The organism is Sphingomonas sp. FW306-1B-B10E (assembly GCF_058782005.1).
Map to the genome: position 1 here is coordinate 14,037 of NZ_JBYSXG010000041.1, position 16,713 is coordinate 30,749.

A 16,713-nucleotide genomic window follows, 5' to 3' on the forward strand; every position below is an offset into this window, starting at 1 on the left:
GACCCGGCCCAAGGACCGCCCATGCGCACCGCCACGCTGACGGCGGCCCTGCTCCTCCTGGGGTGGGGCATGCCGGCGCACGCCCAGCTCGCCAAGCAGTGCGCCAACGGCGTCTGCCAGGTGAAGGTCACGCCCGACCAGTTGCTTGCCGCCGCCGAGAAACTGGTCTCGGCCGGCCGCTTCGACGAGGCGCTGCCGCTGGTCGAGGCGCTGCGCATGGCGCCCGGCTACACGCTGCAGACGCGCTTCCTCACCGGCTTCATCGCCGCCGAGAAGGGCGATTACGGCCGTGCCGCCGACCAGTACAAGGCGATCCTCGCCGACGATCCCAACCAGACCCGCGTCCGGCTCGAGCTCGGCAAGGCGATGATGGCGATGGGCAAGCCGCAGAGCGCCGACAAGCAGTTCCGCCTCGCCGGACAGGATAGCGAGCTTCCGCCCGAACTCGCCAAGGCGATCCGCGGCGTCCGCGCGGTGATCCGCCAGCAGCGCGCCTGGCGCTTCGACGTGGATTTCGGCATCGCCCCCGACACCAACATCAACAACGCCACCGGCAACGACCAGGTCAACGTCAATTTCGGAGGCCTGTCGCTACCGCTAACCCTCAACGAGGACGCCAAGGCGCGCTCGGGCACCGGCCAGACCGCGACGATTTCGGCAGGGCTGCGGCTGCCCACCGCCGACAATCTCTCGATGCTGGTCGATTTCGACAGCAGCGGCGCCAATTATGCGGGCAGCGCCTATGACGATTACCTCGTCCAGCTCGCCGCCGGCCCCGAGCTCCGCCTCTCGCAATCGACCAACGTCTCGGCCGAGGCAGTGGCGGCGCAGCGCTGGTATGGCGGACACCTCGTCAGCCGCCAGGCCGGCGTCAAGCTCGGCGCGCAGACCAATATCGGCATGCGCGACCGCGCCGGCATCCAGCTCGACGCGCGCCGCACCGACGTCCGCTTCAATGACGGCTATGACGGCTGGCAGCTCGGCCTCTATTCGAGCTACGAGCACGCGCTGTCGCGCAGCCTGGTCGGCTCGGTCGGCGCGTTCGTGCGGCGCGACTGGCTCAAGGAAGCCGCTTATTCGAGCACCGAGCTCGGCGTCACCGGCGGCTTCGGCGGCGAACTGCCCTACGGCCTCAATTTCGGGCTGACCGGCAGCGTCTCGCGCGCGCGCTACGACGCGCCGATGCTGTTCTTCTCCGACGATCCGCGGTCCGACTGGCGCTTCACCGGCCGCGCCACGCTCGGCAACCGCAAAGTGCGCGTGTTCGGGTTCTCCCCGGAAGTCAGCGTCACCTACGCACGCGCAGACTCGTCGCTGCCGCTCTACGCCACCGATCGGCTGCGCTTCCGCGCCGCGCTCGCCCGCTATTTCTGATTGCGGGACTCGGCGCGTGCGGCCATAGGCTGCCCGCCATGAAGCTCCGCATCATCGTCACCCTGAAGAACGGCGTCCTAGATCCGCAGGGCAAGGCCATCCAGCACGCGCTCGCCGGGCTCGGCTTCCAGGGCGTCGACGACGTCCGCGCCGGCAAGATCTTCGAGCTCGAAGTCGCCGACGGCACCAGCGACGAAGCGATCGACGAGATGTGCCGCAAGTTGCTCGCCAACACCGTCATCGAGAATTACCGGGTCGAGCGGGCATGAAGACCGCGGTCATCGTCTTCCCCGGCTCCAATTGCGATCGCGACATCGCGACCGCGCTCGAAGACGTGACCGGCACTGCCCCGGCGATGGTCTGGCATGGCGAGAGCGCGCTGCCCGACGGCGTGGGCCTCGTCGCCCTGCCCGGCGGCTTCTCTTATGGCGACTATCTGCGCTGCGGCGCGATCTCGGCACGCTCGCCGATCGTCCGCGCGGTGGTCGAGGCGGCGAACAAGGGCCTGCCGGTGATCGGCATCTGCAACGGCTTCCAGATCCTCACCGAGGCCGGCCTGCTTCCCGGCGCGCTGATGCGCAATTCGGGGCTCAACTTCGTCTGCCGCAACGTCGCGCTGACCGTCGACAACAGCCAGTCGCTGTTCACCAGCGGCTATGACAGCGGCGAGACGATCACCATCCCCGTCGCGCACCATGACGGCAATTACTTCGCGGACGCCGAGACGCTCGACGCACTCGAAGGCGAAGGCCGTGTCGCCTTCCGCTACGCCGAGGACGTCAACGGCTCGGCGCGTAACATCGCCGGGCTGCTCAATGCCGGCGGCAACGTGCTCGGCATGATGCCACACCCCGAACGCCGCATCGAAGCCGCGCACGGCGGCACCGACGGCCGTCGCCTGTTCGAAGGCCTGCTCGAAGCCGTCGCCTGACCGGGCGCCATGCATGCTCCTCGATGGAGCCTGCGCGACCAGCCCGCATCCCTTCCTCAGGACGCGACTGCTTCGCCGGAATCGCTCCCGTTCAGCGCCGGCGCCTTGACGTCCGGCACGCTCGGCGCGGCGCTGCCGGATAGCATGCCGTTCAGCGACGTGCGGTTCATGCCCAATTCGGCCATCAGCCCGTCGATCAGCGGACCGCCGACGCGGTAGCGCATCGCCGCCGCCGCCGCTGCGTCGGCAAGAGACAGGCGGGCGTCAGGATCGGCGCGAAAATGGTGGAGAGCTATCATGCAACAACCGCGATGTCAGACCCGACGGGGGTGAATAGCCGCTCCCTTGCAATGTAGGATTTGACCTGCTTGCCTCGGACGGTCGGCTTCGCCGGCCGCTCTTTCGCATGGTTGAACCGGTCGCCTTTTCTGCTGGGCATTCGGCAAAATGGCACCCCTGGCGCAGCGATGTCGCGTGCGGAACGCTTGGTGAAGCCTGCGGGACGCGCGGGCGGCGCTTGGGTGGCGCGCGGGTGGCGCGCGGGTGGCGCCTAGGTGGTGCGCGGGCGGCGCTTGGGTGGCGCGTGCGTGGTGCACAAGTGGGGCGTGGATGGCGCGTAGGTAGCGCGTAGGTGGCGCGCGATCGTAGCGTCGATGGCGCGTAATAGTAGCTTGGCATGCGCTTCCCAGGCGCATTTCGGGGAAACCTGCGCCAGAGCCGCAGCTTCGACAACTTCGAACCCCAGAAGGTCGCAGGCGAAAAATCACAGCGCCAGCCTAGAGCCGCGCCGCGATCCACGCCTGGATGTCCGCCATCACTTCTTCCTTGCCCAGATCGGCGAGCAAATCGTGATAATGGCCATCATACAGCTTGAGCGTCTTGTCCGTCGAACCCGCAGTCTCGTGGAAGAACTCGCTGCCGTGATAGACCGTCGCCTTGTCGCCGGTGCCGTGCAGGATCAGCAGCGGCAGCGTGATCGTCGGGAATTCGGCGCGCAGCCGCTCGTCGGCCCGGACCAAAGCCGCCACCGTCGCCGCGGGCTGGGTCTCGTCCTTGATCAGCGGATCGGCGTCAAGCGCCGCAACTGCCGCCGGATCGCGCGAGAAATCCGCGTTCTTGAGCTTCAGCACGCCTAGCCGCGGCGCGACATGGCTCAGCCCCTTGATCGCGGCCAGCGCGAAGCTCGGCGCGGGTACCTGGAAGGCGAAGTCCTCGCAGATGAAGCCCTGGATCTCGGCCTGGTGGTCGAGCGCATAGCTCGCCGAGACCACCCCGCCGGCGCTGTGCCCGAGCAGGAAGACCTTGAGGTCCGGATGCCGCGCCTTGGCGATCGCGATCATCCCCGCGAGATCGGCGACATATTCCGCGACATCGTCGACATAGAAGCGCTCGCCCGTAGAACGTCCACGCCCGCGCAGGTCGGCGGCGAACACCGCATAGCCGCTGGCGACGAACTGCTCCGCCGCCCAGCGATACTGTCCGCCATGCGCATTGAACCCGTGGCAGATCACCACCATTGCGCGCGGCGCCTCGGCAGGCTGCCAGGCGCGATAGAAGATCTCGATCCCGTCGGTGCTCGTGAACGTCGCTTCCTCGGCAGCCATTGCACCCTCCTCCCAACGCCGCGCGCGATTGTTCCGATCCTGCAACGCTTGCGCAAGTGCGCAATTTGCATCCCTAGCGCCGGGTCTCCTGCCGAGCGAACAGCGGCGTCATCCGCGCCAGCAGCACGAACAGGCTCGGCCACAGCATCGTGTTCCATATGTCGTGGAAGTTCGCCCAGAGCGCGATGCGGGTGTGATAGACCAGGCTGTCGCGCAGGTCCCAGATCTCGCCGGCGAGCGCCGCGGCCAGTGCCACCGCCCAGGGCTTCCAGCTGCGCACCGGCCAGCGGAACAGCAAGGCGCTGCCGACGAACAGCAGCAGCCCGACATGGACGTGCAGCGCATCCTTGGCGAGCCCGACATGCCCGACCAGCCAGAGTTTGACCGACTGGAGCGGGCTCATCAGACCCGGGTGGCGAAGGGCGTGAAGTCGGTGCCCTCGTCATAGACGTCGACGCCCTCGCGCCGCTTGAGGAAGCCGACGACGAGATAGGTGAACGGCGTGAGCAGGACTTCCCACCCGACCTTGAGCGCCCATTGCGTGAATAGTACGGTGATCATCTGCGAGGTGCTCCAGCCCTCGGCGCCCAGGAATGCGAGCGGGTAGAAGATCAGGCTGTCGACCGCCTCGCCGAAGACCGTCGACCCGATCGTCCGCGCCCAGAGGTGCCGGCCGCGTGTCGCGATCTTCATCCGCGCCAGCACGAACGAATTGACGAACTCGCCGCACCAGAAGGCGATGATCGATGCGACGGCAATCCGCGGGATGCTGCCGAAGCCGAAGATCTGCTCGTACGCCGCCTGCCCCGTCCAGCCCTGGTCCGGCGGCAAGGCGACGACGACGATGCACATCACGATCATGAACAGCATCGCGACGAAGCCCGCCCAGATCACGCGACGCGCCCGGGCATAGCCATAGACCTCGGTGAGCACGTCGCCGATCACATAGCTGATCGGGAAGAACAGGATGCCCGCTCCGAACGGCCAAAGCCCGACAAACGGCAAGTCGATCACCGATCGCTTGCTCGCCCCGATGATGTTGGAGAGCAGCAGCACGACGACGAACGCGACCATCACGAAGTCGAAATAGCGGAACTGCCCGCCCGCCACGTCGCGCGCGGCGACGTGCGCCGGCCTTTCTGCCCCCTCGGTCATCGCGTGGTTATGATGCCGGTTCCGCCGCGACGCAATCCGCGCTAGGGCAGCCCGGCGCGCGCCCGTAGCTCAGCTGGATAGAGCACATGCCTTCTAAGCCTGTGGTCGTTGGTTCGAATCCAACCGGGCGCGCCAGCTTCCTGCCGCCGGCCCTCAAGCCGGCTGGCGCGCGCCGAATTCGCTGGCAAGGAAATCGGCGTGCCGCGGCAGCTTGGCCAGCTGTACCGCGATCCCCGCGCGCAGGTCGCTCAGCGCCTTTTCCAGGTCGGCGTCGGGCATCAGCGCCGGCATGCGATGATAATCGTCGGGCATCACCCCCTGCCCCATCATCACCGCGTTCCAGCTGTCGATACGGAACAGGTCGTTGGAGCCCTGATAGGCCATTGCGCTCTCGCGGAACAACGCCATGCGCGCTTCCAGGCTGTCGGGGACCCGCCGCGCGGCATGTTCGCGCCAGAACGGCTCGTCGCGCGCGTTGAGCTTGTAGTGCAGGATGATGAAGTCGCGGATATGCTCGGCCTCGGCACGCGCCTGTTCGTTGAACTGGTCGGCGAGCGCCGCCATGTCGCGGCGCATCGGGAAATTCTGGATCAGCCGGGTCACCGCGATCATCACCAGATGGATGCTCGTCGATTCGAGCGGCTCGATGAAGCCGCTCGCCAGGCCCAGCGCTACGCAATTGCGGTTCCACGTCTTGCGCCGCGTGCCGGTCCGGTAGCGGATCAGCCGCGGGTCGAACAATGGCTTACCCGGCACCGCGGCGAGCAATTGCGACCGCGCCTCGTCGTCGGAGAGGTGCGCGCTGGAGAAGACGAAACCATTGCCCATTCGGTGCTGGAGCGGAATGCGCCACCGCCAGCCAGCGCCGTGCGCGATCGCGCGGGTATAGGGCACCGGCGGCTCGGTCGTCTCCGATTGCACCGCGAAGGCGCTGTCGGTGGGGAGCCAATGGCCCCAGTCCTCGAACCCGGTCTGGAGCGTCTCCTCGATCAGCAGCGCCCGGAACCCGGTGCAATCGATGAACAGGTCGCCTTCTATGCGCATGCCGGATTCGAGTTCCAGCGCCGCGATGTCGCCGCTCTCGCCGTCGCGCTCGATCCTGGCGATCCTGCCCTCGACGCGGCGAACACCCGCCGGCTCGGCGAGCGAGCGTAGGAACGCGGCGTAAGCGGTCGCGTCGAGGTGGTAGGCGAAGGCGAGCGGCGACTGCTCGCCGGTGGCGAACTTGCCCGCCAGCGCCGCCTGCGTCTCGAGCGAGTAATCGGTATAATAGCCGCCAAAGCCGCGGTCGCGGGCGCGCAGCCAGAAATGTTGGAAGTCGGCGAGCGGCATCGACCGCCCGACGGTGCCGAACGGATGGAAGTAACGGTCGCCGTCGCGCAGCCAGTTCTCGAACGAGATGCCGAGCTTGAAGGTCGCGTTGGTGTCACGCATGAAAACGCGCTCGTTGATGCCGAGCAGCGCATGGAAGGTGCGCGCCGTGGGGATGGTCGATTCGCCCACCCCCACCGTGCCGATCGCATCCGATTCGACCAAGGCGATATCGAGCAGCGGACCCAGCTGCCGGACCAGCGCCGCCGCGGCGACCCAGCCTGCGGTACCGCCCCCGGCGATGACGACACGAAATTTGGACCCCTCGGTCATCTGCAGGCTCCGATGGCTGGAAAGGGAGAGGATGCGCTCAGGCCTCGCGCCGCTCCTTGCGCGCGACGAGCCGCGAGAGATTGGCCAAGGACGACAGCTGCCACACCGCGCAGCGCAGGAAGTCGTTGCGATGCAACGCCGCCAGCGCGGGACCGTCGAGCTCGGCCAGCCGGGTGGCGTTGATCGTATAGCAGTCCGGGATCTTGTAGGTGCGGCCGCTGCTGAGCTCGACGTCGAGGGTCAACGGCTCGAGCAATCCCGCGGCTTCGAACGCGGCGAACATCGCGGGGCTCGCCTGATCGCCGATAAAGATCGTCTGCAATACGCCCGCGATCAGCTCGAGATAAGGGGAGTTGCCGCCCTGCTCGAGGAACAGCGGTGCGCCGTCTTCGCGGGAGATGCGCGGATGCTCGGGATCGACATGGATCATCGGTTCGCCGCCCTCGCCCGGCCGCGGCACGCCGATCGAGAACGGGCCGCGCAGCATCAGCGCCGGGATGGTATGCGCGTCCCAGCGATCCCCGTCGAGGAACAGGTTCTCGCCCGAATCGAGCCCCAGCAGCACGGTGGACCGCCAGGTCCCCTCGTCACCGCGGCGGAACAGGATGACATATTCGCGCTGCAGCGCCTCGAATTCGGTAGGGAAGACGAGCGCCTGGTTGACGGCGTCGCCGAACGCGGCCCCGCGTTCCAGCTTCACCCGCAAATCGGCATGATCAATGTTGTTGAGAACGGCTTGGGTCATGATCCTCCGATCATAAACAAGAAAGGCCGCCCTGCGCGAGCGGCCTTTCCAGGATTGCAGGAGCAACGCCTCAGAAGCGGAAGCGCGCGCCGAGCAGGTAACGGGCGGAACCTTCCGCCTCGTACCAGGTGTTGATGTAGTCGCGGCTGTAGCTCCGCACGCCTTCCTCGAGCAGGTTGATGCCTTCGAAGCTGATCGAGATGTTCTTCGTCAGATCGTAGCTGATGCTCAGGTCGAGCTGGTTGTACGGGTCGTAGAAGACCGGATTGTGGTCGCCGCCGCGATTGACGTCCGACAGGAACTTGTCGCGCCAGTTATAGGCGAGACGTGCCGACAGGCCGCCCTTGTCGTAGATCAGCGTCACGTTGGCGGTGTCGCTGAGGCCGACCAGTGCGAACTGGTTGGCGGTCGGATCCGCCGTGACGTCGAAGCCGATATTGCCGCGCACCAGCGTGTAGCTGGCGGCGATGCCGAAGCCGGTCTCGCCGAGGAAGTACTGGCCGGCGATTTCGGCGCCGTAGATCTCGGCGTCCTTGTTGTTGATCGGCGTGTTGACCGAGAAGTTGAGCAGCGGGTTCGCGGCCGTGGCGGTCACGTCGTACGCCGCCAGCACCGAGCTGATGTAATCGTTGCTGAACTCGCGCTGCGCCGGGACATAATTCGCCGCCAGCTCGGCGGTCGCCTGCGCGACGTTGCCGTTATACTTCTGCACGATTGCCGCGCTGGTGAACAGGTTTGCGTTGGTGTTGGCGGCGCCCAGCGCCGTCAGGATGTCGCGGCCCTTGCCGGCATTGGTGGTGCTGTCGCCGCTGGTCGGGTCGCGCAGGCCGAACAGATTCTGCGAAACCACGGTGTTGCCGATGAAGTTGCGCACCCGCTTGTCGAAGAAGCCGACCGACAGATAGACGTCCTTGCGCGGATACCATTCGAACGAGACGTCGAAGTTATCCGACTCGAGCGGCTTCAGATTGGTGTTGTTCTGGAAGCCCGTAGCGACGCCACCTAGCGCGGTCGGGTTGTTGAGTCCGCCCGCGCTGGTCGAGGCGAACAGGCTGCCATAGGGCGCGCGCGAGATCGTCTTGCTGTACGAGGCGCGACCGATGACGTTGGGCATGAACTCGACCTGGAAGTCCACCGAGGGCAGCAGGTTGGTGTAGCTGCCGTGCCCGAAGACTTCCTGGCGGTCGGGCGAGTTGGTGACGCTGAAGTCGTTGTCCGCGGTCCACACCACCGCCAGCGGCACCTGCTGGAGCGAAACCGCGTTCACCTTGGTGCTCTCGTAGCGCATGCCGGCAACGAGGCTGGCCCGGGCGCCGCCGATTTCGCCCTTCCAGGTCAGCTGACCATAGACCGCCCAGATATCTTCGTTCACCCGATTATCGGTGTTGGTGTCGATGTTGTTCTGGTGGTTCACGCCGTCGTTGGTGACGCCGATATAATGGCCGTAGAGCGCGTTGTAGAGCGCGGTCGCGTCCTGTGCGCGCCACGCGACCGACGCGGCGTCGGGGGCGGTGGCATTGTTGTGCGTGAACAGGCAGGCGAGGCAATATTGCTTCACCAGACCCGGCGCATAGGCCGCGATGTCCGGCGCGAGCGCGTTGTTCCAGTCGCCGAGCACCTGACGGGTGTTGTACTGGTTCTGGCGCGTCTCGGTCCGGCGATAGTCGCCGCCGAAGTCGAAGCGGCTGCCCTCGCCGAGATCCCAGCCGGCGTCGATCCGGCCTTCCTTGATGCGCTGCGTCTGGCTTGACGCGAACTGGCGCTGCACCGCGCCCGACAGATCACCCTCGTCGAAGATGCCGTTGCCGTTGCCGTTGCGGAACGGGGTGCCGACCGGGTTGGTCTTGGCGACATTGTCGTTGATCGTCAGCGTCTGGGTCGGGAAGCCCTCGTCATCCCAGGTCAGCGAGTGCGAGCTCACGATGTTGCCGTTGAAGGCGACCGTGGTCGAGGTCTGGCCGTTGGGATTGTCGGGCAGGCTCTCCGCCTTGCCGATATGGCCGTCGAAGCTCAGGCTGAAGCGATCGGTCAGGTCCCACTTCAGATTGGCGCCGATGTCGTAGAGGCGGTTCTTCTGCGCGCGATAGGCCTGCTCGAACGCCTCGTCCTTCACGCCGTTGATCGTCTCGTGAAGATACTGCGTGGTGGCGATGCCGTTGCTCGAATCGTCGAAGGTGACCGCGTCGAACGGACGGCTGAACCAGTTCGACTGGCTCGAGCGCCGCTCGGATTCCTTGAGCTGCGCATAGAGCCCGTCGACGGTCAGGGTCAGGCTGTCGGTCGGCTTGAACTGCATCACCGCCTGGCCGTTCAGCCGCTCGCGGCTGGCTTCGGAGAAGTGGTAGCGGAAGTCATGCGGCACCGCGACCAGCGTGTTGGGGTCGCTCGGCGCGTTGGTGATCGTCGCGCCAGCCTTCACGAAGCCGTTCGCCGGATCGAGGAAGAAGCCGGCGGGGTGCATTTCCCAATAGTCGTTCGCCTGGCTCGGGAAGCTGAAGTTGCGCTTCTGATAGCTGCCGAACAGCGAGACGCCGAAGGTCTCGTCGCTATTGGCCCAGCTGGCGATGCCCGAGACTTCCGGCGTGACCTTGCTGCCGCAGTCGATGCACTGGTCGGTGCTGTTGTCGTAGCTCGCCTTGGCGCCGATCGACCCGGTGAAGCCGGCGCCCTGATCGAGCGGGCGGACGCCGACGATGTTGATCGTCGCGCCGATACCGCCCGAGGGGATCGCCGCCCGGCCGGTCTTGTAGACTTCGAGCGTCTTGACGCCTTCGGAGGCGAGATTGGAGAAGTCGAACGAGCGGCCGAAGCCGCCGGCACCGTCACCGCCCTGGTCGCCGCCGACTGCGACGATGTTCGAGGTGGCGAGCTGGCGTCCGTTGAGCGTGACCAGGTTGTACTGCGCGCCGAAGCCGCGCACCGTCACGGTCGAGCCTTCGCCGTTGACGCGGTCGATCGACACGCCGGTGATGCGCTGGAGCGATTCCGCCAGGTTGGTGTTGGCGAACTTGCCCATGTCTTCGGCCGAGATCGCGTCGACCACGCCGCTCGATTCGCGCTTGATCTCGATCGAGCGTTCGAGCGAGGCGCGCACGCCGGTGACGACGACTTCGTCGCCGGCCGAGCCGTCATCGGTCTGGGCGCCGGCAGCCGGCGCTTCGGCGGTCTGCGCCGCAGCAAAGCCCGGCAATGCCAGCGCGGCGGCCACGGCCATCAACGAAACGGTTCGTTTCAACGCGGTTGATTTGAAGTCAATCATACATCCCTCCCTTGCCGGCACTTATGGCCGGATTGTTATCGGTCTTCTCAACAGGACCGTACCATGTAATAGCGACAGCGTTGTCACTAGTCGATGAAATTACGTCTTTCCGTGTTCATTTCGTCGCAGGGACATCGACCACTCCTTCGCTGACGAAATGTTCGGCATCCTGCGCCAGCGACAGGCGATACTTGCCGCCTGCAACGACCCAGCCATTCGCTTGCCAACGTGCCAGCGCATGGCGATCCGCGCTGAGCGACACCTGCGCGGACTGACCTGGCTCCAGCCATTGCCGCTTCCAGCCGGCAAGGCGAAGCGGCGCACCGTCGGGCGCGGTGACGTACAATTGCGGTACGACGGCTCCCGCGCGCTTGCCAAGGTTGCGGACGGTGAAGCTGACGCTCGGCGAAGCGCCGCCGGCGAACTTCGCGCCGGAGAACGCAAATCGGCTGTAGCTGAGGCCGTAGCCGAAGGGGAATAGTGGCTTGTCCCGCTTGGCCGCGTACCAGCGATAGCCGACATTGGCGCCTTCGCTGTAATCGACGTCCCATACCGGCACCGCACTGCCGTCCCCTGCGCCGGTGTTGCTCGCCGAATCGGGAGCGCCGCCGGCAGGGATGACCGGTGCGGGGCGCGGCAATTGCTCGGTTGCACGCGGAAAGCTGATCGGCAGCCGGCCCGACGGGTTGACCGCACCGAACAGGATTGCCGCGAGCGCCTCGCCGCCGCGCTGCCCTGGATACCAGGCCTGGACCACCGCGGGCACCTGTTCGATCCAAGGCATCAGCACCGGCCCGCCGGTCTCGAGCACCACCACGGTCTTGGTATTGGCCTTGGCGACCGCGGTGATCAGCCCGTCCTGGCCGTCGGGGAGCGACAGCGAGGGCGGGTCCTGCGCCTCGGTGGTCCAGTGCGTCGCGAAGACGATCGCGATATCGGCCGCGCGCGCGGCCGCGGCTGCGGCGGCGGGATCGCTGCCATCGATATAGGTCACCTGCGCCTGCGGGGCGAGCGCACGGATCGCGCGCAGCGGTGACGAATTGTGCCAGGTGATGCGCGCGAACGACGCCGCCGCGCCCTCGGTCAGCGGGATCTCTACCGGCACGCCGCCCACCGAGCGGACCTGGCTCGATCCGCCCCCCGACAGCACCCCCACATCGGCATGGCCGCCGATCAGGACGATCCGCTTGGCGGTCCTGGCGAGCGGCAGCACGTCGCCCTGGTTGCGCAGCAGCACGATACCCGCCTCGGCGACGCGCTGGGCGACCTCGGCATGCGCGGCATAGTCGATCGATTGCGCAGTCGCCGGCGTGGGATTGTCGTAGAGCCCGCTGGCGATCACGCCGACGAGGATGCGGCGGACCATTTCGTCGAGCCGCGCCTCGGACACCAGCCCCGCCTGGATCGCAGCATCGAGCGGCTCGGCGAAGTACATCGCCTTGTCCAGCTCCTGCCCCGATTGCTGATCGAGCCCGGAGTTCGCCGCCTTGACGGTCGAGTGCACCGCGCCCCAGTCGCTCATCACCCAGCCGGGATAATGCCAGTCGCCGCGCAGCACGTCGGTGAGCATGCGGCGGCTCTCGCACGCATAGTCGCCGTTGATGCGGTTGTAGGCGCACATCACCGAGCCCGGCTTGCCCGCGTCGATCGCCAGTTCGAAGGCCAACAGATCGCTCTCGCGCAGCGCCGCCTCGTCGATGCGGGCATTGAGCACCGCGCGGCCGCTTTCCTGGCTGTTGAGGATGAAATGCTTGACCGTCGAGACGATGTGATTGGACTGAATGCCGTCGATCGACGCCCCGGCCATCTTGCCCGCGAGCAGCGGATCCTCGCCGAGATATTCGAAGTTGCGGCCATTCCACGCGTCGCGCGTCAGATTGACCCCCCCGGCCAACAGCACGTTGAAAGTCTTGGCACGCGCCTCGGCACCGATCATCGCACCGCCCTTGCGGGCCATCTCGATGTCGAAGGTCGCGGCGGTGGTGAGACTCGATGGCAGTGCCGTCGCGGTATCGCCCTTGCGCTGCTCGACCTGATTGGCGACGCCCAGGCTGGCATCGCTTTCCCGGAGCGTCGGAATGCCGAGGCGCGGCACGCCGGGGACATAGCCTGCCGAGGGAATCATGTCGCTCGGCGTGGACTTGGTCATCGGCGGGAAAAGGCCGTGCACGTAGCGCAGCTTCTCCGCGTGGGTCATCGCCTTGACCAGCGCATCCGCGCGCGCCTCGGCAGTGCGGGTGCGGTCGCGCCACGGCTGCGCCTGGGCGGCAGGAGCCTGCTGGGCAGCGACCGCAATCGGCGCCACCGAACCTAGCAAGGCAATGGCAAGCAAGACGCGCTTTGCGATCATCGAGCCGAAAATCCCTTGAAGCGCGACGGCGACAGCACTGCCTGGCTCGGACCCCCAAAAAAGCGCGGCCACCGCCCGACGGCGATGGCCGCGAAATTCCGACCCATTGGGTGGCCGGAGGGGTTCCCACGAGACTGGCGAGCCGAGAAATGGATTTGCTGGAAAGGGCGTGTGCCGAGCACGCGAGCCGCATCAATGCAGTCGTTCACCATCACCCTCCCTGCGCGCCTTCTGAAACGAGGCTTATCTTCTGACATCGTTGTCTGATACGATCTGACATCGATGTCAAGCGCATGTCATCAGCTGCGGTTTTGGTGCGTGTGCGCGGCGTGCCAGGCTGAGGCTGGCGTTAACGCTAACATGACGATAGGGTTCGAAGCGACGCAATGAAGACCATAACCATCAAGGATGTCGCTGCGCGCGCGGGTGTCTCTCCCAAGACCGTTTCACGCGTCATCAATGGCGAGTCCTATGTCCGCGCTGAACTGCGCGCCGCGGTACAGAGCGTGGTCGAGGAGCTCGGCTATCGCCCCAACGCATTCGCGCGTGAATTGTCGAGCTCGCGTTCCTTCCTGCTCGGCCTGTTCTTCGACGATCCGGCGTCGACCTATGCCGCCGATCTCCAGCGCGGCGCACTCTCGCGCTGCCGCGAACTGAGCTACCACCTCGTCGTCGAGCAACTCGACCGCGACCGCGCGGGCTGGCTCGAGGAATGCGAAGCGTCGTTGCGCGCGGTGCGGCTGGGCGGTGCCATCCTGACGCCGCCCTTGTGCGACTGGCCCGAATTGCTCGACCTGTTCGAGCGATACTCCGTACCGGTCGTGAGGGTGTCCCCCGGCGACTTCCCCGATCGTACGCCGCGCGTGCAGATGGATGATCGCGGTGCGGCGCGCGAGATGACCGAGCAGCTGATCCGCCTCGGGCATCGCGACATCGCATTCATCCAAGGCAATCCCACCCACCACGCGGCGGCGCGGCGCCTGGAAGGTTTTTGCCAGGCGATGGCGCAGGCCGGACTGGCAGTGCCCGATTCGCGCACGCTCCAGGGCGACTTCACCTTCCGCTCCGGACTCGACGCCGCCGAGCGGCTGCTCGACACCGCCGCGCGGCCGAGCGCTATCTTCGCGGCCAATGACGAGATGGCGCTCGCCGTGCTCGTCGCGGCAATGCGGCTCGGTATCGCGGTTCCCGAACGGCTTTCGATCGCCGGATTCGACGACGCCGCAATCGCGCGGATGGCCTGGCCGCAGCTAAGCACGATCCGCCAGCCCAATTTCGAGATGGCGGTGACCGCGGTCGACCTGCTGACGCAAGCCCAGCGCGGCGCCGGCGACGCGGTGCCCCCTACCCGCCTGCTGCCGCATGCCCTCATCCTGCGCGCGAGCACTGCGCCGGCGGCACGAGCGGGGAGCTGAGCCTCAGCGCCCGGCCGCGCCGGTGTGCCGGTCCAGGAAGCCGAGGATCGTGTTCCACAGATGCTCGCTGATCCCCGGCCCGCCGACGCGGTGGGTGTGGCCCGGATAGAGCATCATCTCGAACGGCACCTCCTGCTGCTGGAGCGTCGCCGCCATCGCGGTGGTGTGCTCGAGCACGACATTGTCGTCGGCCATGCCGTGGAGGATCAGCAGCGGATCCTTGATCTTGGCTGCGTCGGTGATCGTGTCGGAGCGCTTATACGCCTTCGCCACCTTGGTCGGGTCGCCCATATAGCGCTCGGTATAATGGGTGTCGTAGAGTTCCCATTTGCTCACCGGCGCACCCGCGACGCCCGCGGCGAACACCCCCGGCGCCGCCTCGAGCAGCTTGAGCGACATATAGCCGCCGTACGACCAGCCATAGGTGACGATCTTCTTCGGATCGACGAAGTCGAGCGTCTTGAGATAATTCGCGCCGGCGACCTGGTCCTCGACCTCGACCGATCCCATCGCGTGCCAGATCGCGTCTTCGAACGCCTTGCCGCGATTGGCCGAGCCGCGATTGTCGATCTGGAACCAGACATAGCCGCGATCGACGATATATTGCTGGAGCGCCCCGCCCCACGCTTTGCTCACCGTCTGCGAATGCGGCCCGCCATAATGCTGGAAGAACACCGGGTAGCGCTTGCCCGGCACCCGCTGGGGCGAAACCATCTCCCAATGGAGCTCGGTGCCGTCGGGACCCTTGATCGTGCCGAAGGTGCGCTCGCGGTGGCTGGCGAGATACGGATTATAGGGATGATCCGCCGCGGTGACCGCATTCTCGTTCACCCAGGCGATCCGCTTGCCGGAGGCATCGGCGAGATAGACCTGCGACGGCTGGTCGGTGTTCGATCGCGTGACGATCGCGCGGGTGCCCGCCGGGTCCATCACCGCGCCGTTCCACCAGCCTGTCTCGGTCAGCCGCGTCACGGCGCCCGGCTTGCGGTAGCTCGCGACATAGAGGTGGCGTTCGAGCACGCCGTCCTTGTTGCCGAGGAAAAACACCTCGCCCTTCGCCTGGTCGACGCCGACCACATCGGGGGTGACTTCCCAGGCGCCCTTGGTGACCTGGGTCCATTTGGCATTGGCGAAACGATAGAGGTGGCCATGGCCGTCGCGCTCGGACCACCAGAGCAGGCTGCCGTCGTCGAGCGGTGTCAGCGCGTTCGACAGATTGACCCAGCTCTTCGGCCCCGATTTCTCGCTGAACAGCACGCGCGACTTGCCCGTCGCCGGGTCGACCACGAGCACGTCGAGCACGGTCTGGTCGCGGTTCTGGCGCTGGACGTACAGCGTCTTGCTGTCGCGCGACCAATTGACCCGCGCAAGATAGATATCGGTCTCCTGGCCGAGATCGACCTTGACCTTGGCGCTGCCGTCGGGCCGCATCACATAGAGCTCGACCAGCGCGTTGGGCGTGCCTGCCTTGGGATAGCGCTGCTGGTAGATGTTGGTACCCTCGGCGCCGATCGCGGCGCGGGTGACCACGCCCACCGGCGCTTCGTCGAAGCGCTCGACCGCGACGCGGCTGTCGTCGCGCGCCCACCAATATCCGGTCGGGCGGTCCATTTCCTCCTGCGCGACGAACTCGGCCTCGCCCCAATGCACCGTGTCCGCGCCGTCCGCCGTCAGCCGCCTCGGCGTGCCGCCGGCGAGGTCCATTACCACCAAATTCTGGTCTTGGACGTAGCTGGCGAAGCGCCCCGATGGGCTGATCACCGCGTTGAGCTTGGGCCCCGCCGCCGCGGCGAGCTTCTGCACGCGGCCGTCGAGCCGCGCGAGATAGAGCTCGCCCTCGAGCGGCACCAGGATCGACTGCGAATCGGCCGACCAGTCATAAGAGACGATCCCCTTGGTCCCGCCGATGCGGGCGCGCTCGCGCTGCATCTTCTCAGCCTCGGAAAGCGCGGCGCCAGTGCCGAGCTTCTTCGAATCGACCAGCATCCGCCATTGGCCGGTGCGCGTGTCCATCGCCCACAGGTCGAAGCGCTCCTTCTCGTCGGCGCGGTTGCGCAGCAGGGTCACGAACTTTCCGTCGGGCGACAGCGTCAGCTTACGCGGCGTGGTGCCGGCGAGGTCGGGACTGGCGAAGACGCGGTCGAGCGTAAGGTCCCTGGCCTGCGCCGCCGCCTCACCGGTCATCAGCGGTGCTCCCAGCGCGACCAAAGCCAATCCCAGCAACCATGTACGCATT

General features: G+C 66.5%; 13 protein-coding genes and 1 tRNA gene. 5 read left to right on the top strand and 9 right to left on the bottom strand.

From position 1 onward, the window contains the following. Positions 1-21 precede the first annotated feature (21 nt). Genes AC3WJI_RS15355 through purQ form a run of 3 tightly spaced genes read left to right on the top strand, consistent with a single transcriptional unit; the run spans position 22 to position 2,305 of the window. Complete coding sequence (locus tag AC3WJI_RS15355) at positions 22-1,374, top strand: surface lipoprotein assembly modifier (RefSeq protein WP_492758153.1); 1,353 nt, start codon at positions 22-24, stop codon at positions 1,372-1,374. A gap of 38 nt (positions 1,375-1,412) precedes the next feature. Then, complete coding sequence (purS, locus tag AC3WJI_RS15360) at positions 1,413-1,643, top strand: phosphoribosylformylglycinamidine synthase subunit PurS (RefSeq protein ID WP_492758154.1); 231 nt, start codon at positions 1,413-1,415, stop codon at positions 1,641-1,643. After that, positions 1,640-2,305 (top strand): phosphoribosylformylglycinamidine synthase subunit PurQ, encoded by a 666-nt coding sequence (gene purQ, locus AC3WJI_RS15365; protein ID WP_492758155.1) that lies wholly within the window; start codon positions 1,640-1,642, stop codon positions 2,303-2,305. The genes purS and purQ overlap by 4 nt, the downstream gene beginning before the upstream one ends. 56 nt (positions 2,306-2,361) lie before the next feature. On the opposite strand, the gene AC3WJI_RS15370 is transcribed toward purQ, so the two are convergent. The 4 genes from AC3WJI_RS15370 to AC3WJI_RS15385 form a co-directional block, all read right to left on the bottom strand. Continuing rightward, positions 2,362-2,604, bottom strand: coding sequence for a hypothetical protein (locus tag AC3WJI_RS15370; protein WP_492758156.1), 243 nt, complete (start codon positions 2,602-2,604; stop codon positions 2,362-2,364). Between the two features lie 477 nt (positions 2,605-3,081). Next, the gene (locus AC3WJI_RS15375) at positions 3,082-3,909 is read right to left on the bottom strand and encodes an alpha/beta hydrolase (RefSeq protein WP_492758157.1); all 828 of its coding nucleotides are present in this window, start codon (positions 3,907-3,909) and stop codon (positions 3,082-3,084) included. Positions 3,910-3,982: 73 nt separating this feature from the next. After that, positions 3,983-4,312 (bottom strand): hypothetical protein, encoded by a 330-nt coding sequence (locus AC3WJI_RS15380; protein WP_492758158.1) that lies wholly within the window; start codon positions 4,310-4,312, stop codon positions 3,983-3,985. After that, positions 4,312-5,064 (bottom strand): queuosine precursor transporter, encoded by a 753-nt coding sequence (locus AC3WJI_RS15385; protein ID WP_492758159.1) that lies wholly within the window; start codon positions 5,062-5,064, stop codon positions 4,312-4,314. The genes AC3WJI_RS15380 and AC3WJI_RS15385 overlap by 1 nt, the downstream gene beginning before the upstream one ends. 58 nt (positions 5,065-5,122) lie before the next feature. On the opposite strand from AC3WJI_RS15385, the gene AC3WJI_RS15390 reads away from it, so the two are divergent. Then, positions 5,123-5,199 (top strand) — tRNA-Arg (locus tag AC3WJI_RS15390). A gap of 18 nt (positions 5,200-5,217) precedes the next feature. Here the strand turns inward: AC3WJI_RS15390 and AC3WJI_RS15395 are convergent. The 4 genes from AC3WJI_RS15395 to AC3WJI_RS15410 form a co-directional block, all read right to left on the bottom strand. Beyond that, positions 5,218-6,708, bottom strand: coding sequence for a tryptophan halogenase family protein (locus tag AC3WJI_RS15395; RefSeq protein WP_492758160.1), 1,491 nt, complete (start codon positions 6,706-6,708; stop codon positions 5,218-5,220). Positions 6,709-6,745: 37 nt separating this feature from the next. After that, entirely contained in the window at positions 6,746-7,453 is a 708-nt protein-coding gene (locus tag AC3WJI_RS15400; protein WP_492758161.1) for a SapC family protein, read from the bottom strand. 70 nt (positions 7,454-7,523) lie between these two features. Continuing rightward, the gene (locus tag AC3WJI_RS15405; protein WP_492758162.1) at positions 7,524-10,667 is read right to left on the bottom strand and encodes a TonB-dependent receptor; all 3,144 of its coding nucleotides are present in this window, start codon (positions 10,665-10,667) and stop codon (positions 7,524-7,526) included. Between the two features lie 160 nt (positions 10,668-10,827). Further along, on the bottom strand, positions 10,828-13,062 hold the full coding sequence (locus AC3WJI_RS15410) for a beta-glucosidase family protein (RefSeq protein ID WP_492758163.1): 2,235 nt from the start codon (positions 13,060-13,062) through the stop codon (positions 10,828-10,830). Between the two features lie 386 nt (positions 13,063-13,448). Here AC3WJI_RS15410 and AC3WJI_RS15415 point away from each other — a divergent pair, with 386 nt between their 5' ends. Further along, positions 13,449-14,477, top strand: a complete 1,029-nt coding sequence (locus tag AC3WJI_RS15415) for a LacI family DNA-binding transcriptional regulator (RefSeq protein WP_492758164.1) — start codon at positions 13,449-13,451, stop codon at positions 14,475-14,477. Between the two features lie 3 nt (positions 14,478-14,480). On the opposite strand, the gene AC3WJI_RS15420 is transcribed toward AC3WJI_RS15415, so the two are convergent. After that, positions 14,481-16,712, bottom strand: coding sequence for a S9 family peptidase (locus tag AC3WJI_RS15420; RefSeq protein WP_492758165.1), 2,232 nt, complete (start codon positions 16,710-16,712; stop codon positions 14,481-14,483). Position 16,713: the final 1 nt, after the last annotated feature.

Bases quoted from the DNA above. Each gene is read 5' to 3' on its own strand.
- AC3WJI_RS15410 (WP_492758163.1), bottom strand. From the start codon at position 13,062: ATGATCGCAAAGCGCGTCTTGCTTGCCATTGCCTTGCTAGGTTCGGTG.
- AC3WJI_RS15380 (WP_492758158.1), bottom strand. From the start codon at position 4,312: ATGAGCCCGCTCCAGTCGGTCAAACTCTGGCTGGTCGGGCATGTCGGG.
- AC3WJI_RS15420 (WP_492758165.1), bottom strand. From the start codon at position 16,712: ATGCGTACATGGTTGCTGGGATTGGCTTTGGTCGCGCTGGGAGCACCG.
- AC3WJI_RS15400 (WP_492758161.1), bottom strand. From the start codon at position 7,453: ATGACCCAAGCCGTTCTCAACAACATTGATCATGCCGATTTGCGGGTG.
- AC3WJI_RS15405 (WP_492758162.1), bottom strand. From the start codon at position 10,667: ATGGCCGTGGCCGCCGCGCTGGCATTGCCGGGCTTTGCTGCGGCGCAG.
- purS (WP_492758154.1), top strand. From the start codon at position 1,413: ATGAAGCTCCGCATCATCGTCACCCTGAAGAACGGCGTCCTAGATCCG.
- AC3WJI_RS15370 (WP_492758156.1), bottom strand. From the start codon at position 2,604: ATGATAGCTCTCCACCATTTTCGCGCCGATCCTGACGCCCGCCTGTCT.
- AC3WJI_RS15415 (WP_492758164.1), top strand. From the start codon at position 13,449: ATGAAGACCATAACCATCAAGGATGTCGCTGCGCGCGCGGGTGTCTCT.
- AC3WJI_RS15385 (WP_492758159.1), bottom strand. From the start codon at position 5,064: ATGACCGAGGGGGCAGAAAGGCCGGCGCACGTCGCCGCGCGCGACGTG.
- AC3WJI_RS15375 (WP_492758157.1), bottom strand. From the start codon at position 3,909: ATGGCTGCCGAGGAAGCGACGTTCACGAGCACCGACGGGATCGAGATC.
- AC3WJI_RS15395 (WP_492758160.1), bottom strand. From the start codon at position 6,708: ATGACCGAGGGGTCCAAATTTCGTGTCGTCATCGCCGGGGGCGGTACC.
- purQ (WP_492758155.1), top strand. From the start codon at position 1,640: ATGAAGACCGCGGTCATCGTCTTCCCCGGCTCCAATTGCGATCGCGAC.
- AC3WJI_RS15355 (WP_492758153.1), top strand. From the start codon at position 22: ATGCGCACCGCCACGCTGACGGCGGCCCTGCTCCTCCTGGGGTGGGGC.